Annotated in this window: 15 protein-coding genes; 10 read left to right on the top strand and 5 right to left on the bottom strand. The window is 55.5% G+C overall.

Going from position 1 to position 15,007, the window contains the following annotated elements:
• Positions 1 to 34 precede the first annotated feature (34 nt).
• Positions 35 to 718 carry a type 1 glutamine amidotransferase domain-containing protein gene (locus tag KO499_RS14135; protein ID WP_215984397.1) on the bottom strand — a complete coding sequence of 228 codons (684 nt, stop codon included), beginning with the start codon at positions 716 to 718 and terminating at the stop codon, positions 35 to 37.
• Between the two features lie 193 nt (positions 719 to 911).
• Between KO499_RS14135 and KO499_RS14130 the strand changes: the two genes are divergently transcribed.
• The 5 genes from KO499_RS14130 (at position 912) to KO499_RS14110 (ending at position 6,735) form a co-directional block, all read left to right on the top strand.
• The gene (locus KO499_RS14130) at positions 912 to 1,664 is read left to right on the top strand and encodes a substrate-binding periplasmic protein (protein WP_215984396.1); all 753 of its coding nucleotides are present in this window, start codon (positions 912 to 914) and stop codon (positions 1,662 to 1,664) included.
• Complete coding sequence (locus KO499_RS14125) at positions 1,661 to 3,043, top strand: ribonuclease J (RefSeq protein WP_215984395.1); 1,383 nt, start codon at positions 1,661 to 1,663, stop codon at positions 3,041 to 3,043. Before KO499_RS14130 ends, KO499_RS14125 begins: the two co-directional genes overlap by 4 nt.
• A gap of 49 nt (positions 3,044 to 3,092) precedes the next feature.
• Positions 3,093 to 3,848 (top strand): substrate-binding periplasmic protein, encoded by a 756-nt coding sequence (locus KO499_RS14120; protein WP_215984394.1) that lies wholly within the window; start codon positions 3,093 to 3,095, stop codon positions 3,846 to 3,848.
• Between the two features lie 120 nt (positions 3,849 to 3,968).
• Positions 3,969 to 6,236, top strand: coding sequence for a putative bifunctional diguanylate cyclase/phosphodiesterase (locus KO499_RS14115; protein WP_215984393.1), 2,268 nt, complete (start codon positions 3,969 to 3,971; stop codon positions 6,234 to 6,236).
• Positions 6,237 to 6,306: 70 nt separating this feature from the next.
• Positions 6,307 to 6,735, top strand: a complete 429-nt coding sequence (locus KO499_RS14110) for a hotdog fold thioesterase (protein ID WP_215984392.1) — start codon at positions 6,307 to 6,309, stop codon at positions 6,733 to 6,735.
• A gap of 62 nt (positions 6,736 to 6,797) precedes the next feature.
• Here the strand turns inward: KO499_RS14110 and KO499_RS14105 are convergent, their stop codons facing one another.
• Both KO499_RS14105 and KO499_RS14100 read right to left on the bottom strand, forming a co-directional pair.
• Positions 6,798 to 8,129, bottom strand: coding sequence for an HD-GYP domain-containing protein (locus tag KO499_RS14105; protein ID WP_215984391.1), 1,332 nt, complete (start codon positions 8,127 to 8,129; stop codon positions 6,798 to 6,800).
• 179 nt (positions 8,130 to 8,308) lie between these two features.
• A complete protein-coding gene (locus KO499_RS14100; RefSeq protein WP_215984390.1) occupies positions 8,309 to 8,491 on the bottom strand; it encodes a hypothetical protein in 183 nt (60 codons plus the stop codon).
• On the opposite strand from KO499_RS14100, the gene KO499_RS14095 reads away from it, so the two are divergent.
• From KO499_RS14095 to KO499_RS14085, 3 genes are all read left to right on the top strand, one after another.
• Positions 8,411 to 8,869: a YchJ family protein gene (locus KO499_RS14095; protein ID WP_266100646.1), complete on the top strand. Its 459-nt coding sequence runs from the start codon at positions 8,411 to 8,413 to the stop codon at positions 8,867 to 8,869. The two genes, KO499_RS14100 and KO499_RS14095, sit on opposite strands and share 81 nt — an antisense overlap.
• A gap of 123 nt (positions 8,870 to 8,992) precedes the next feature.
• Positions 8,993 to 9,202: a DUF3565 domain-containing protein gene (locus KO499_RS14090; RefSeq protein ID WP_215984388.1), complete on the top strand. Its 210-nt coding sequence runs from the start codon at positions 8,993 to 8,995 to the stop codon at positions 9,200 to 9,202.
• Between the two features lie 49 nt (positions 9,203 to 9,251).
• Complete coding sequence (locus tag KO499_RS14085) at positions 9,252 to 10,265, top strand: DUF2235 domain-containing protein (RefSeq protein WP_215984387.1); 1,014 nt, start codon at positions 9,252 to 9,254, stop codon at positions 10,263 to 10,265.
• Here the strand turns inward: KO499_RS14085 and KO499_RS14080 are convergent.
• Positions 10,262 to 10,636 carry a thiol-disulfide oxidoreductase DCC family protein gene (locus KO499_RS14080; RefSeq protein ID WP_215984386.1) on the bottom strand — a complete coding sequence of 125 codons (375 nt, stop codon included), beginning with the start codon at positions 10,634 to 10,636 and terminating at the stop codon, positions 10,262 to 10,264. The genes KO499_RS14085 and KO499_RS14080 overlap by 4 nt on opposite strands.
• Before the next feature lie 263 nt (positions 10,637 to 10,899).
• On the opposite strand from KO499_RS14080, the gene KO499_RS14075 reads away from it, so the two are divergent.
• On the top strand, positions 10,900 to 12,576 hold the full coding sequence (locus KO499_RS14075) for a methyl-accepting chemotaxis protein (protein WP_215984385.1): 1,677 nt from the start codon (positions 10,900 to 10,902) through the stop codon (positions 12,574 to 12,576).
• On the opposite strand, the gene KO499_RS14070 is transcribed toward KO499_RS14075, so the two are convergent.
• Positions 12,577 to 13,752 carry a response regulator gene (locus KO499_RS14070; RefSeq protein WP_215984384.1) on the bottom strand — a complete coding sequence of 392 codons (1,176 nt, stop codon included), beginning with the start codon at positions 13,750 to 13,752 and terminating at the stop codon, positions 12,577 to 12,579.
• A 154-nt stretch (positions 13,753 to 13,906) separates the two neighbouring features.
• On the opposite strand from KO499_RS14070, the gene KO499_RS14065 reads away from it, so the two are divergent.
• Entirely contained in the window at positions 13,907 to 14,971 is a 1,065-nt protein-coding gene (locus KO499_RS14065) for a TRAP transporter substrate-binding protein (RefSeq protein ID WP_215984383.1), read from the top strand.
• The last annotated feature ends 36 nt before the right edge of the window (positions 14,972 to 15,007 follow it).

The raw sequence follows: 15,007 nt of genomic DNA, 5'->3' as shown, positions 1-15,007 counted from the left end.
TGAGAGCACTCATCCGGTCCCGGGATTTCTCGGGTCAGGCTTCCTGGAGAGCCTGTACCACGGCCTTTGCGGCACCCTCCGATGAGGCTGGGTTCTGACCGGTGATCAACTTGCCGTCCACCACAATGTGCGGTGCCCAGTCGTCACCCCGGGTGTAGGTGGCTGTATTGGCTTTCAGCATGTCTTCGAGGAGGAAGGGGACGACGCCGCTCAGGCCTACCGCGTCTTCCTCGCTGTTGCTGAACCCAGTCACATTTCGACCACCAACAATGTTCTGGCCCGGCTTTACCTCCACATTCTTGAACACGGCGGGCGCATGGCAGACCGCGCCAATGATCTTGTCCTGTTCATAGGTGCTTTTGATCAAGGCAACGGACTTGTCGTCGTTGACCAGGTCCCAAAGCGGGCCGTGACCACCCGGATAAAAAATGGCGTCGTACCCGTTCATGTTCACATCGGTCAGTTTTTTGGTGCTGGCAAGAGACTCCTTGGCGTGGGCATCCTGTTGGAATCGACGGGTGGTTTCGGTGAGTGCTTCTTCCGTCTCGCTGTTCGGGTCTACGGGTGGCTGACCACCCTTGGGCGACGCGATGGTGATGTCAGCACCCGCATCCCGGAACACGTAATAGGGCGCGGTGAACTCTTCGAGCCAGAAGCCGGTCTTGTGGCCAGTGTCGCCCATCTGGTCATGGGAAGTTAGAACCATCAGAATTTTCATGGTGTACGTCCTTTTGCATTGACGAGTGAATGGCACTTCTTGACGGGTCTGGAACAGAACCTTGTGTCATGGGTGACCAAATTCAACCGTGAGTACGTAATCCAGACTGTTGTGGATCTTGAACCGTCTATACTGGAGACTGATGATCAGACTGTATGAAAACGCCACGAGTTCTCAGACAAGGATTACAGGAATGCGCGTGCTTATAGCCGCCCTTCTGACAGCATTGATGTCCCCGGTCTCAGCCCAGCAGGGTACGGAAACCGTGGAGGCACTGACCGTTACCGTAGGCGTTAGCCATGCGCCACCCTACTGGATTGTTCAGGGGCACGAGCGAGCTGGCCTGTACGTGGAGATCTTCGAGGCCATAGCCGATCGGCTGGGGTGGGACGTTCGCTACCGGGAAGCGCCATTCAGGCGGATCTTGAGGATGGTCCAGCAGGGCGAGGTCGATGTCATGCTTGGCCCTACCCAGACCGAAGACAAAGCCAATCTAATGGAATTCGTGGCGCCTGCGTTTCCTCCTGAACGACGGCTGTTTTTCTATCTGAACGAAGAGCACAGTATTCAGCGCTATGCCGATCTTCATGACAGAGTGGTTGGGGTGCTTGAGGGCGCGTCTTATTTTTCCCGGTTTGACCATGATGAAGAGCTGCTCAAAGAACCGGCGCCCCGTTACGAAAACCTGATGCTGATGATGGAGAAGGGCCGGGTGGATGTTGTCATCGCGCCAGAGCTAGTCGGTTTGTACGTCGTTAAAAGGCTTGGACTGGACGCTAAAGTCTCACCGTTCTTTATGCCGGGTGAGCGCTCCTACATCGCAGTGGCAAAGAACTCGCCCGCGATTCAGTACGCGGACGATATCCGGGCCGCATTGAAATTGATTGAACTGGAAGGCATACACGAGGACCTGGTGTTGAAGTATATGGACCGGAACGCGGAATGATTCCCGAAGAGCCTGATCTGTGGTTTTTACCGCTGGGTGGCACCGGCGAAATCGGTATGAATCTCAACCTCTACGGGCACAATGGTGCCTGGTTGATGGTGGATTGTGGGGTTACTTTCCCAAAGCCCGGGCGTATGGCTGCCGATGGCACAGTGCATCATCGGGGTGAGCCTCCGGTGCAGATGGCCGATCCGGCCTTCATTGCCGACCGCCGTGACCGCCTGACAGGACTGGTTATCACCCATGCCCATGAAGACCACGTCGGGGCTGTGCCCTATCTCTGGCCTCTGTTGCAGTGCCCGATATACACCAGCCGGTTCACCGCCGAAATTCTGCGCCGCAAACTGGCAGAGTTCGATCTGCTGCACAGGGTGCCAATTATCGAAGTGGAAGCCGGGCAGAGTAAGCAGATCGGCCCGTTCAGTGTTCAATGGCTGGCGTTGACGCACTCCATTCCGGATCCGAACGCACTGATGATTCGCACTCCTGCCGGCAACATTTTCCACAGCGGAGACTGGAAGCTGGATGAGCAACCACTGGTGGGGCATGGCTATTCTGTCAAAACCTTTACCGACCTGGCACAAGAGGGTGTGAACGCAATGGTATGCGATTCCACCAACGCCACCGTGTCTGGTCATTCGGTGTCAGAGGCGGCCCTGCGTGCAGGGCTCCTTCAGGCAGTCCGTTCCGCCGAGGGGCGTGTGGTGGTTACCTGTTTTGGCAGCAACATTGCCAGGCTGCATACCCTGGCCTCGGTCGCACGGGAGACAGGACGTTACATGGGGTTGTTGGGGCGGTCCCTGATCAATATGAGTGGCGCGGCCAGGGCGGCCGGTCTGTGGGATTCGGCAGATCAGTTAATCAATTCGTCCCATCTGGGTTACCTGCCCCGGGCGGAAGTCCTGGCAGTGGCAACGGGCAGTCAGGGTGAACCGAGGACGGCGTTGCGCCGGTTGGCGGCTGGCAGTCACCCGGATTTCGAACTGGAGGCGGGCGATACGGTTATCTTCAGCGCCCGCGCCATCCCTGGCAACGAGGAACTCATCGAGGCGTTAATCACCAGGCTGAAGGCGCTGGGCGTCAAAGTCATTACCGCCGAGGACGCGGAATTGCCAATCCATGCCTCAGGCCATCCAGCCCAGGAAGAGCTGGAGTTGATGTACCGATGGGTCAGACCCGCCATTGCCATCCCGGTTCATGGGGAGGCTGAGCATATGGAAACCCATGCGGACATAGCTAAGGCAACGGGCGTACCCCGTGCTATGGTGGGTCGAAATGGTGATCTTTTCATGGTCCGGCCTGTCCCGGGTATACGTCGCCAGATCGCTGAAACCGGCCGTTTGGGCTGGCAGAAAGAGGTTCTTGTCAGAGTTGAATAAATCATTCGCGTCTACAGCGGGCAAACCCTTTGTCTTTTTGGTTGCCCTAATGTTTCAGGCGACTGCGGCTGCCTTGCCGGCCACCTCATGCACTACGCTGACGGTAAGCGGAAACCCTGAATACCCACCGTTGCTTTGGCGGGATGATGATCGTCCGGGATACCTCATTGGTGCGGTACCTGCGTTGCTGGAGGAAATCACTGAGCCCCTTGGCGTAACCATTGAAGTGAGAGACATCGGCTCCTGGGCCCGGGTCCAGCGCATGGCGCGCCAGGGTGACATTGACCTGGTGGCGGGGGCGTTCATTACCTCGGAGCGCATTGGTTATCTGGACTATCTGCTGCCTCCGATTACGTATATGCCGACGGCTGTTTGGGTTCCCTCGGGCCAGGAGTTTGTCTACCGGCACTGGCCGGATTTGTTGGGCAAGCGCGGCAGTACATTGATTAACAACAGTTTTGGTCAGAATTTTGACCGATATGCGGACAAGAACCTGAACATTGAAGGGGTGAGGTCAATTGAGCAATCCTTCCAGATGGCGCTGGTGGATCGGGTGGATTACGTGCTTTATGAAGTTTTGCAAGGAGAGGTGAAGCTGGAGTACCTTGGTCTTGCTGACGAGTTTGTTGCCCTGGAAACCCCGATTAGTCGTGAAGGTCTGTTTTTCGCCTTTTCCAAGGCATCGTCCTGCAACTCCTTCGAACTCAGGGAGTTGATTGCCGACGCTCTGTATAAACTGGTGAACTCGGGTCGGGTCGATGAATTGATCAGGCAGTACAAAACGATCTACAACGACGCATCGTGACAAGACCGCCCCGGTCGTAGCCACGTGGGCTATAGTAGGAGGGCAATTGAACACCAGTAATGGCTTGTCAGCAGGTTTGGCTGGCAAAAAGAAGTACTGCTGGGAAGGAGCCCTCAGGCGATGGTAGACGCAGTTACCCGGGATCAGCAAGAGTTTGTTTACAGACTGGCTCTGAGCCTTGCCCGGTCGACCATTGACCAACTGGATGGCAGTATCCACAAGTTCCTTTCCGAGCTTGGACACCGGCTCCGGGCAGATCGGTCTTATCTGATCATGTTCGACGACGCCACACAGACCATCTCCATAACCCATGAAGCCTGTTTGAATGGCGCGCCACCTCAGCGAGATGCTATCAAGCATACGCCTATGGCGCGTTTTCCCTGGCTCCTGGACCAGCTTCAGCGCTTCCCGGTTCTGGTGATCCCCGAGGTAGAGCAACTGCCGCATGCGGCGGAAGAAGAGAAACTGGAATTCCGTCGCGAAAGCATCCGAAGCCTGATGCTCGTTGGCTTGCAGCTAGAGGGGGAGAATCGCGGCATACTGGGTTTTGATTTTCTTGACTTGCCTACCACACGGGATCCAGAGACCGAACGGTTTCTCCTGCAGATTGCTGATGTCCTTGGGGCCTCGGTGCACCGACAGATCCTCGCCAGCAGTAATGTGCGCTTCGAGAACAGTCTTTACCGCTATTCCGAGCAGTTTCCCGGGGTCATATTCCAGTTCAGGGTATACCCTGACGGGCGGGCGACCTTTCCGTTTATCAGCGACAAAGTAAGCGATATGTTTGGGCTGACTGCGGATATGCTTCAGCCGGATGCGAGGCCTTTGCTGGATCTGATCGATGAACAGGACAAGGCATCTTTCTCGGAAAAGGTCGATGAATCGCGCAGTCAGATGACACCGTTCGAAACCCATTTCAGGGCCCTGAGACACGACGGTTCCACGGCCTGGATGGAAGCGCGATCGATGCCGGCCCGATTGGCCGATGACAGCATCATCTGGCACGGTTATTTCTATGATGTGACCGACAGGAAACGTTCCGAATCCGAAATCGAGCAGCTGGCGTTCTATGATGCCTTGACCGGTTTGCCGAACCGTCGTTTGCTCAGAGACCGCCTGGCGCAGGCGTTGAACAGTAGTACCCGAGACCAGAGCCACGGAGCCCTGGCCTTTATCGATCTTGATAACTTCAAGAACATCAATGATTCGGCAGGTCATCTGATTGGCGATGAGCTGTTGATACAGGTCGGGCAAAGGTTGCAGCAGACGGTTCGTGAATGGGATACGGTTGCCCGGCTCGGTGGGGATGAATTTGTTCTTGTTCTGAAGGGGTTTCCGACCGAAACGCCCAGTGCAGCAGCCTGTGTGGACAAGGTCTGCGAAAAAGTGCGGAGCGCCTTGAACGAACCCTATTGTCTCAATGGCATCGAATACACAGGGACCCCGAGCATTGGCGTCACCCTGTTCTTTGATCATGATACTTCGCTCGAAGAGCTACTGGGCCAGGCTGATATGGCAATGTTTCGCGCCAAAGAGGATGGCCGAAACTGTATCCGTTTCTATGACTCGATGATGCAGAAGAAGGTGTCTGAGCGGCTGGCCATGGAATCCGACCTTCGGTTGGCCGTGCGTAAGAAGCAGTTGGAAGTCCACTACCAGGTTCTGGTAGACCAGAATGGCCAGCCAGTAGGCGCCGAAGCACTCCTGCGGTGGTGCTGTCCGGGGCGCGGCATGGTGTCTCCCGCTGAGTTCATTCCTCTTGCGGAGGAGACCGGTCTTATCGAATCGATTGGCTATTGGGTGCTGGAAGAAGTCCTTTCACGGATTTCCAGCTGGAAAACGCTGAACAGCCCATTGGCCAAACTTCCGGTATCGGTCAACGTGAGTGCAAGGCAGTTCCATCTGCCCTCGTTCTGCTCCACTGTGATGGCGCTGCTAAGAAAAACCGGAGCCTCTCCAAGAAACCTGAAGGTGGAAATTACCGAAAGTGCGCTGGCTTACGATCTTGAACTGGTGGAAGAGACCCTTGGTATCCTGAGAAGCATGGGCATCAGGATCTCGTTAGACGATTTCGGCACGGGCTATTCATCCCTTGGTTATCTCAAACGTCTCTCGTTGGACGAACTTAAGATTGATCAGGGGTTTGTACGGGACATCCTGGATGATCCGAATGACGCTGCCATTGCAGAGACCATTCTGGCCCTTGCCTCGGCACTCAGGCTTTCAGCCGTAGCGGAGGGTGTGGAAACGAAAGGGCAGCTGGACCGGCTCGTCAGAATGGGGTGCACCCGGTTTCAGGGCTACTATTTCAGTCGGCCACTGCCTGCACAGGAGTTTGAGAGGTTCATCGAGAAAGCCGGACGAGACCGCCAAAGAAGGGCTTGGTAGTTCGTATCCTATCTGTATAAACTGGGTCCTGCCTTTTCCTACTTCAAATAACATCGAGAGCAGTATCTCTATGGCAATCTGGACCCATACCCCGAATCTTGAACACCTTGCCAACGCCAGCGCAAACACCGCGGTCAGCCACATGGGTATTGAATACCTTGAAATTGGGGATGACTATGTGAAAGGGCGTATGCCTGTTGATGAACGTACGGTCCAGCCGTTCGGCATATTGCACGGGGGGGCATCCGTCCTGTTGGCGGAAACCCTCGGCAGTATGGCGGCCAACTGCTGTCTGAAAGATCCGGAAACGGTGGCGGTTGGACTGGATATCAACGCCAACCACATTCGGCCGGTTTCGAAGGGCTGGGTGTACGGTACAGCAAGAGCCATACACATAGGCAGTGCGACTCAGGTCTGGGAAATCCTGCTTGAAAATGAAGCCGGTAAAACCACCTGTATTTCCCGGTTGACCATGGCGGTGACCAAGCGGCCCGGGTGATGGCTCCGGGTTTTGCTCAATGTTGGCTGCGCACCCGGAGACAGTGATTTGCGCCCCCTTTTCTATGGAGCAGAGGGGGGCGGGGATGGCTTGGTGACGATCAGTCCCTGTTCAACAAAGTCCTGAAGCCTGATGTCATAAGTGCCCTCCGGAACCTCCTTCGCAATGCAGTAGACCCTACCCGCCGCGTCCTCCGGGGAGGCCATCAAATCAACGACACGGTTCGGAGGCATGATGGTTTTGTCGGACTCTCTGACCAGCAGAACGCGGGGCTTAAGCTTGTGGGTCGGATCACTCTCCACAACAATCCCGACCTCGCCATTCACCATTTCAACAATTGAGCCTGGCGGGTATATGCCGATGAGCTGGATGAACTCATCGGCCAGTTCGGCGTCGAACTGAGTGCCGCGATGCTTGTGAATAATCTCCAGGGCGTGCATGGAGGCGCGGCCTTTGTCGTAAACACGATCACTGGTGATGGCATCGTAAGTATCCACCAGACCAATAATCTTGGCGAAATAGGGAATCTGATGCGCTTCCAGGCCACGCGGGTAACCTGAGCCGTCCATTCGTTCATGGTGGCTGAAAGCAACGTCGACGGCAGTGTTGAGTGAATGGCTGGTGCCCATGAGAATCGTGCGGCCGTGTGTTGTGTGGTGTCGCATCAACTCGAATTCGTTGGGGGTCAGGGCTCCCGGTTTGTTCAGTATTTCATCCGGAATCTTTGTTTTGCCAACGTCGTGCAACAATCCGCAAAGGGCGAGTGTTTCAATTTCACCTTGCAAGAGCCCCAGATGTTTACCGAAAGCGGCGGACAGTATGGCGACATTGATGCAGTGTTCGGCGGTGTATTCGTCCTGATTTTTGATTTTGGTAAGCAGCATTAGGGCGTTTTCGTTTCTAAGCACGCTCTCAACGCATCCCTTTACTACTTTGCGGGCCTTGTTGATGTCCAGCGTACGGCCCACCCTGAGGCCTGACATGATCGATTTTGCCGTCTCCTGAGCCTCTTCAAACCGAACCTTGCCGGCGATCATTTCACGGCCAGTATCGACCTTGTTGATGTAGGTTACCCGCTTGCGTGGCACTTTGGCGCCCTGGGCAGCCGGTTCGGGGGCGGGTTTGGACTTGAAGCGTCGCAGCAGTCCGGACAGTCGTTTGTTGCCGTTGCGTTTCTCACGAACGGAGTGCGCCTTCTGGATTCGTCCCTCAATGAAAACGAAATCGCACTGGGCCCGAAGCGCATCCAGCTCTGACGGATCCTTGATGACAAACCCCTGAATCAGAAAACTTGTTTCCTCCCAGGGACGATCCAGGCGGGTAACGTGCATACCAAGGGCAAGCTCCGATACATCCACCTGGGTTTCGATAATCTCCTGATGCCCTGCTTTCATCACGTGACCCCGTTTTTTCTGCACCATCTTGACGCAGTTTGGTGCGGATTGGGTGGTCTGAATTGAAAAATTTGGTTAATTCGTGTTCGTTTGGTGTGTCGGCGACGCTTGAGAAAGCATAGTTCATGCGCTGGCCGGTCACACGAATGACAAGGGGTGTTATCGCAGCGATAGCCTGGTCAAACGGGCTCAACAAAAGCGCGATAAACCGTGCGCCAGAGCAATGCCTGCTTGATGTTGATACACTGCCGGGCCACGACCGCAACTGAAACAGACGTTTGATGAATCTTCAGCCTGAACATCAGAACTGCCCCTGCGGGCACGGTAAAACCTACGCTGAATGCTGTCAGCCACTTCATCATGGTCAGCCTGCGTCATCTCCTGAGGCTCTGATGCGTTCCCGATACGCGGCATTCGTTCTGGGGCTTGCGGACTACCTGCGGGCAACCTGGCATGACAGTACACGGCCAGAGACGCTGTCACTGGAAGACTCGCCCGACTGGACGTTGTTGCAGATTCTGAATTCAGACCAGACCGGCGATACCGGGTCGGTTCATTTTCGTGCGATCTACCGAGTGGGCAGTGGCTGGGGGTTTCTCGAAGAAAACTCCCGGTTTGTCCGGGAACAGGGTCGCTGGTATTACCTGCAAGGCGAGACCAGCGAGGGCCAGTTAAAGCCCGGTCGCAATGATCCCTGTCCCTGTGGCAGCGGCAGAAAGTACAAGGCCTGCTGCCTGTAGGCAGGAGTTACTCAAAGGCCGGATCATGGCTGAACTTGAACTCCGGCAAGCCCCGGGAAATGTTCACGGCGACCGGTATGTGACCGGCCCGGTGTTACCCGCCCAGAGACCAACAGAGGCCCGATGAAACAACCCATCACCGGCTACCACAAGGACGAAGACAATCACTGGGTTGCCCAGTTGGCGTGTGGGCACAACCAGCATGTTCGCCACACACCGCCCTGGGTGAATCGGCCCTGGGTAGTGACGGAAGCAGGTCGGGCATCGATGCTCGGGTTTGAACTTGATTGCCGGAAATGTGAGGAGGATGCAGCGCCGGATGAGAGGCCCTGAGCTATACTGTGGTTAAAATATGACCACCTGTCTGGCAAGGAAGTTTGCCATGGTAAAGCGCCTGGTTGTCTGTGCTGACGGCACATGGAATCGTCCCGAAGAGGATCTGCAGAAAGATGTTCCCACCAATGTTCTGAGAGTTGCCAGAGCCATTCGCCCCATGGCGTCTGATGGTCGGCCCCAGCATGTATTTTACGACTGGGGCATCGGCTCATACCACAATGCTGTGGTCGGCGGTGTGACCGGGCAGGGCATCCACAAGAACATCATGGATGCCTACCGCTATATTGTTCAGAACTTTGCACCGGACACCGATATTTACCTGTTTGGTTTCAGCCGCGGCGCCTACACAGTACGTTCTCTTTGTGGATTGATTTACAACTGCGGGATTCTCAAGCGGCCTGATGCCCGGCTGATCCAGCAGGCCTTTGAACACTACAAAAAAGCAGGGGCCGCCTGGGCGCCGTCGGGCACCGAATCGGTAAAATTCCGCAAACAGTATAGCTACGAGTCCAGAGAGATCCGGTTCGTGGGGGCCTGGGATACCGTCGGTGCTCTGGGGGTGCCCTTTTCGCTGATGGGGCTGTTTGACCGCAAAGATGAGTTCTACGACACCAAGCTGGGCAGCAATGTCCGAATTGCCCGCCACGCGCTGGCCATTGATGAACGACGGGAAGATTTTGAACCAACCCTATGGGAACCGAAAGAGGGTCTTGATCTGCAGCAGGTCTGGTTCGCTGGTTCCCATAGCGATATCGGTGGAGGTTACCCGGCAGACGAAAAGGGTCTGCTGGCGTCCGACATCGCCCTTGACTGGATGGCGGGGCAGGCCAGGGATGCCGGCCTTGATCTGGAAGAACACCTGCAAACGGGGGTCACTCCGAGTCCCCGAGCCAAACTGCATAATTCACGCCGTCATATCTTTCGGTTTTCCAGACCGCTGGTCCGAAATCTGAAACCGAAAAACATTGAAACGATGATCCATACCTCCGTGGCGGAACGATGGCGGCTTGATGCCGGTTATCGCCCGCCCAACCTGCAAGAAATCGGTGTGATGGACTAGGTTGTCCGGTTGTCGCCAAGAGCACATGCGTATTTGCGTGCAAAGCGCTTGTCGGCCCAGGTCCCGTAGATGCGCGAAGCAATCTGGGTAATGCCGGGCCAAAGCAGGGGCTTGAACAGGAAACCGAAAGGCGTGTGGGACCAGGCGCGAACATTCGCAGGCAGGCCGATGACCCACTGCCCGGTCGGGGTCATCAGATGCAGGCGTTTCAGGAACATTTCACGGCTTGGCAACTCGGCGCTGCCGTCACGCTGCTGGTGAATATCTGCAAACACCAGGTTACCTCGCTGAAGTTTGCGTAGCGTGTTGATCTCTCTCGTGCATAAAGGGCATTGGCCATCATAAAACAGGGTGTCGTAGTGGGGTTCCATTGGGTCCTCCAGGGGCCAGACTCATTTCCCGTATACGACACTTCACTGCTTTTCGGATGTCTTTCGTTCGGTCGCCCCTCAAGACAACCAGGTTACGGCCGATACGCTATATAACTAAAACAATGGCGGAAGAACCGGTTGTTCAAAGGGGTACGGGCGTGGTGACGCGTCTGTTTCATTTCTTTTTAACAAACTGGAACAGATCATTTGCCAAGGTCTGTGGATAATCCGCATCAACAGCTACTTCCTGGGAGTCCGGTGTAATGAATATTCTGAGTCGGTTGAAAATAAGAACCCGTCTGCTCGTATCCGTAATGGTCCCGGTACTCCTGACCGCAGCAACCATAGCCTGGATTACGGTCAGTCAGATTCAGGCAGCTGGTGAAGCCGAGTTAAAGCGGCTTGAAAGCAATCTTCTGGATGCGCGGAAGGCAGGTCTGAAGAGTTTGATTGATGCCGCAGAAGCCGTGGTTCTGGAAGCCAAGAACGATCCATCGATGACCGACGAGGAAGCGAAGGAGGCAGCCGCGTCGCGTCTGCGTTCCATCCGCTTTGATCAAACCAACTATGTATTTGCCTATACCCGCGACGTTTATAACCTGGCCTATGCGCCAGACCCTTCCAAAGAGGGGCCGACCAATAATTCGACGCTGAAACGCCTGGTGGGGGATCTCTTTGCTGCAGCGGGTAAAGACGGCTTTTACGGTTACGACTGGATGAACCCGGCTTCCGGCAACGAAGAACCCAAGATGTCCTATTCCACCATTATCCCCGACTGGGACTGGATGATTGGTGCCGGTGTCTATATTACGGACATCGACCGGCAGGTGGCGGCCACCCGAGAGGACATAGAATCCGGTGTCGCCGAAACACTGGGTTTTATCCTTCTGGTAACGATTGTGGTCGTTGTGATTGCCCTTGTGATCGGTATTTTTGTCGGTCGCAGTGTGACCAGGCCGCTGAATGACGTCAGTAACATGATGCAGGAGATTGCCGACGGCGAGGGCGATCTGCGCCATCGTCTGCCAGATGAGGGCAATGACGAACTGGCTGAACTCGGCCGGCGCTTTAACGCCTTTGTCATCAAAATCCAGAACACCATGCGCGAAGTGGGTGCGACCACGGATCAGGTTGCTTCGGCGGCGGAAGAGCTGAGCCGGGTCGCCAGTGAGACCCGGGCATCGGTTCAGGAGCAGGGCTCCGAGACCGACCAGATTGCCTCGGCGATCAACGAAATGGCTGCAACCATTCAGCAGATTTCGGGCAATGCCAATGAGGTTGAGAGTGCAGCTTCGGACGCCGATCGCATGGCCCGTGACGGTGGCGAAACCATCAGCAGTGCCCAGGGTGCGGTGAACAAGCTCTCTGAGGAAATGGAAGACACCGCCTCAAGTATCAATGCCTTGGCAGAAAAGTCTGATGAAATCCAGCAGGTGCTTGACGTCATTCATGCGGTAACCGAGCAAACCAACCTGCTGGCATTGAACGCGGCGATTGAAGCGGCGAGGGCTGGCGAGCATGGTCGTGGGTTCTCTGTCGTTGCTGATGAGGTTCGTCAGCTCGCGAAACGCAGTGCTGAATCCGCCGACCAGATCCGCACCATGATCGATGGCTTTGTCACCGAATCCCGGGCGTCTGTTGAGCGGATGAGTCAGTCTCGCACGCGGTCAACCGAGACCGTGGAGCGGATAAATCATGCCACCGCGGCGCTCAGAACGATCGAAGCATCGGTTGGCCAGATTCATGATCAGGTCACGCAGATTGCGACAGCCTCGGAGCAACAGAGTCAGGTTGCCGAGGAAATCAATCAGAACGTTGTACGCATCGTGGATGCTGCGCAGCGAAGCGATACCGGCGTGACCCAGACCAACGAAGCCAGTCACGAGCTGGCGCGTCTTGGCGAGAGTCTCCGGGAATTGGTAGGGCAGTTTAAGGTCTGATCAGTCTGCCGCGGTTGTGTTGAGCAGTTCGCGTAATCTGCGGGAGCGTTTCGCTCTCGCGCAGACCGTTGCCGTCAGATAATCGGCATCAAAAGGCTTCAGGATATAGTCGTCACCACCGAGTGCGACACTCAGGGTTTTCTCGTCCGGATGAGTTTGTGAGGTGAGGAATACGATGGGGATCGCATCGAACTGCCGGTCCTCCCTCAGAATCGCGGCAAGTTCGGTTCCAGAGACCTCGGGCATCATGATGTCGAGAATAATGACGTCAGGTTTGGTCTCGCGGGCGACACCTAGGGCTTTCAGGGGTTCCTCAGAGGCGTGCACCTCAAGCCCGACCTGCTCCAGCTGGATCTTTGCGGCCTGCAGTGCGATGGGGTCATCATCGACAATCAGTACGCGGTATTTTGGTGTGTTTTTGCGTTCGGCAAACTCGTGGGCAATGTCCATCAACTGGCGTTTGCTGATTGGTTTGACGATGTAGCGGGACGCACCGGCCCTGAGTGCTGCGAGCCGCGTTTCCATTTCATCGTGTATCGAGAGAAACACGACCGCGGGCATTCGCCCGAGCCTGTTTCTCAATTGTCTGATGATGTCCGGGCCTGCCGCCATATTTTGGCCGAAGGCGACGTCCATAATGATCATGTCCGGTCTGGATAAGGTCTCGAAAATGTCAAGATAGACCGATGACGAAAAGAAGACTTCGGCGTCAAACCCGGCCTCAAGTAGCCAGGTAAGCATTTCCTGGGCGACCAGTTCATCGTCCTCCACGATGTGGATCTTGCGGGTTCCTGTTCGGGATGGCTCAGTTGTCTCTGGCGTCGGATGCATATCACAGTCGCGCATTGTGCCGACCAGTTGCAGCATCATGTGTTTCTTGGTGATGGTGTCCAGTGGGTGGGTGTACCAGTGCTCGGCGAGCGACAGAAGCTGCTTGGCCGCCACTGACACACAATCCAGCCCGAGAGAACCGGACGAGCCGGCCAGTTTGTGAACTTCCTGGGAGAGCAGTGTCAGAGTCGAGGTCATGGTGTCGAGCTCAGAGGGCTCGCCTCGAAAGGGAATCGACTCTATGAGGGCTTCCAGGCGCTGGAACGTTTCAGGCATTTTTTCAACGTATGCGTCCCTGAGAGCCTGCAGTTGCGCTCGCAGCTGGGAAAGATCCTTTTCTGGCATTAGCGTTGTACCGATTCTCCGAGAACAATAACCTTCCTGAACAGTAGTAAAAAAAAGACAAACATGCCAGCATTTGGCCTTTTATAGCCGGGCAAGCTAAGATTCGGTGGTTAAGAAAATCACTGCATAACAACGAAATAGAGGTTCAACAACAATGACCCGTTTGCTTAAAGCATTAATGGCGTCGGTGCTGCTTCTGACGAGCAGCGTCAGCTTCGCCGAAGACACTTATACTTTGCGCCTTGCGCAAACCTGGGGGCCCAACTCTCCGATACTGGGAGAGACTGTTCAACACATGGCGGACATGGCGAAAACCATGTCAGACGGGCGACTGCAGATTCGCATTGATCCGTCCAACAAACACAAGGCGCCCTTCGGCATTTTTGATCTGGTGCGCAATGGTCAGTATGACATGGGGCATACCGCGTCATACTATTACAAGGGCTCGATCCCCAATGCCATGTACTTCACCACCATTCCCTTTGGCCTGATTGCGCCTGAGATGTACGCCTGGTTCTATCATGGCGAAGGCATGGAGCTGATGCAGAAGGTGTATGAGCCCTACGGTATGCTGTCCTTCCCGGGAGGCAATACCGGCAACCAGATGGGTGGCTGGTTCCGCAAGGAGATCAACTCTCTAGAGGACCTTCAGGGCCTGAAGATGCGTACCCCAGGGTTTGCCGGTGAGGTGATGTCTGAACTGGGCGTTGCAGTCACCAACCTGCCGCCGGGTGAACTCTACACAGCCCTTGAGCGTGGCACTGTAGATGCCGTTGAGTGGGTTGGACCGGCTCTGGATTTCCAGATGGGTTTCCATCAGATCGCCAACTATTACTATTCAGGCTGGCAGGAGCCGGGAGCCGAGGTTCAGTTCCTCGTGAACAAGAAAACCTGGGATAGCCTGCCCAAAGACCTTCAGGAAATACTGCGGGTTTCGATGCGGATTTCAGCCTATGACATGTATATCCAGAGCACCCACCAGAGCGGTGTGGCCTGGGATCGCATGAAAGAAGACTATCCGGATGTCACCCATAAGGTATTCCCGCCGGAAGTCATCGATGCCCTGCGCACCACGACCAACAGGCTCCTTGCTGAGGCTGCCGAGGAAGATGAGCTGGCGAAGGAGATCATTCAGTCCCAGCGTGACTACCTCAAGCAGGTACGTCAGTGGACCAACATTTCAGACAAGGCCTACCTGAACAGCGTGGCCGAGGACTGAATTCTGAAAAAGGCGTTCTGAAGGTCTGAAGGCCGG

The organism is Marinobacter sp. F3R08 (genome assembly GCF_018860425.1).
Classification (GTDB): domain Bacteria; phylum Pseudomonadota; class Gammaproteobacteria; order Pseudomonadales; family Oleiphilaceae; genus Marinobacter.
Note: the sequence above shows the minus strand (reverse complement) of the source record. Positions and strands in the feature narration are given on the sequence as shown.

Bases quoted from the DNA above. Each gene is read 5' to 3' on its own strand.
- KO499_RS14135 (WP_215984397.1), bottom strand. From the start codon at position 718: ATGAAAATTCTGATGGTTCTAACTTCCCATGACCAGATGGGCGACACT.
- KO499_RS14130 (WP_215984396.1), top strand. From the start codon at position 912: ATGCGCGTGCTTATAGCCGCCCTTCTGACAGCATTGATGTCCCCGGTC.
- KO499_RS14125 (WP_215984395.1), top strand. From the start codon at position 1,661: ATGATTCCCGAAGAGCCTGATCTGTGGTTTTTACCGCTGGGTGGCACC.
- KO499_RS14120 (WP_215984394.1), top strand. From the start codon at position 3,093: ATGTTTCAGGCGACTGCGGCTGCCTTGCCGGCCACCTCATGCACTACG.
- KO499_RS14115 (WP_215984393.1), top strand. From the start codon at position 3,969: ATGGTAGACGCAGTTACCCGGGATCAGCAAGAGTTTGTTTACAGACTG.
- KO499_RS14110 (WP_215984392.1), top strand. From the start codon at position 6,307: ATGGCAATCTGGACCCATACCCCGAATCTTGAACACCTTGCCAACGCC.
- KO499_RS14105 (WP_215984391.1), bottom strand. From the start codon at position 8,129: ATGAAAGCAGGGCATCAGGAGATTATCGAAACCCAGGTGGATGTATCG.
- KO499_RS14095 (WP_266100646.1), top strand. From the start codon at position 8,411: ATGAATCTTCAGCCTGAACATCAGAACTGCCCCTGCGGGCACGGTAAA.
- KO499_RS14100 (WP_215984390.1), bottom strand. From the start codon at position 8,491: ATGATGAAGTGGCTGACAGCATTCAGCGTAGGTTTTACCGTGCCCGCA.
- KO499_RS14090 (WP_215984388.1), top strand. From the start codon at position 8,993: ATGAAACAACCCATCACCGGCTACCACAAGGACGAAGACAATCACTGG.
- KO499_RS14085 (WP_215984387.1), top strand. From the start codon at position 9,252: ATGGTAAAGCGCCTGGTTGTCTGTGCTGACGGCACATGGAATCGTCCC.
- KO499_RS14080 (WP_215984386.1), bottom strand. From the start codon at position 10,636: ATGGAACCCCACTACGACACCCTGTTTTATGATGGCCAATGCCCTTTA.
- KO499_RS14075 (WP_215984385.1), top strand. From the start codon at position 10,900: ATGAATATTCTGAGTCGGTTGAAAATAAGAACCCGTCTGCTCGTATCC.
- KO499_RS14070 (WP_215984384.1), bottom strand. From the start codon at position 13,752: ATGCCAGAAAAGGATCTTTCCCAGCTGCGAGCGCAACTGCAGGCTCTC.
- KO499_RS14065 (WP_215984383.1), top strand. From the start codon at position 13,907: ATGACCCGTTTGCTTAAAGCATTAATGGCGTCGGTGCTGCTTCTGACG.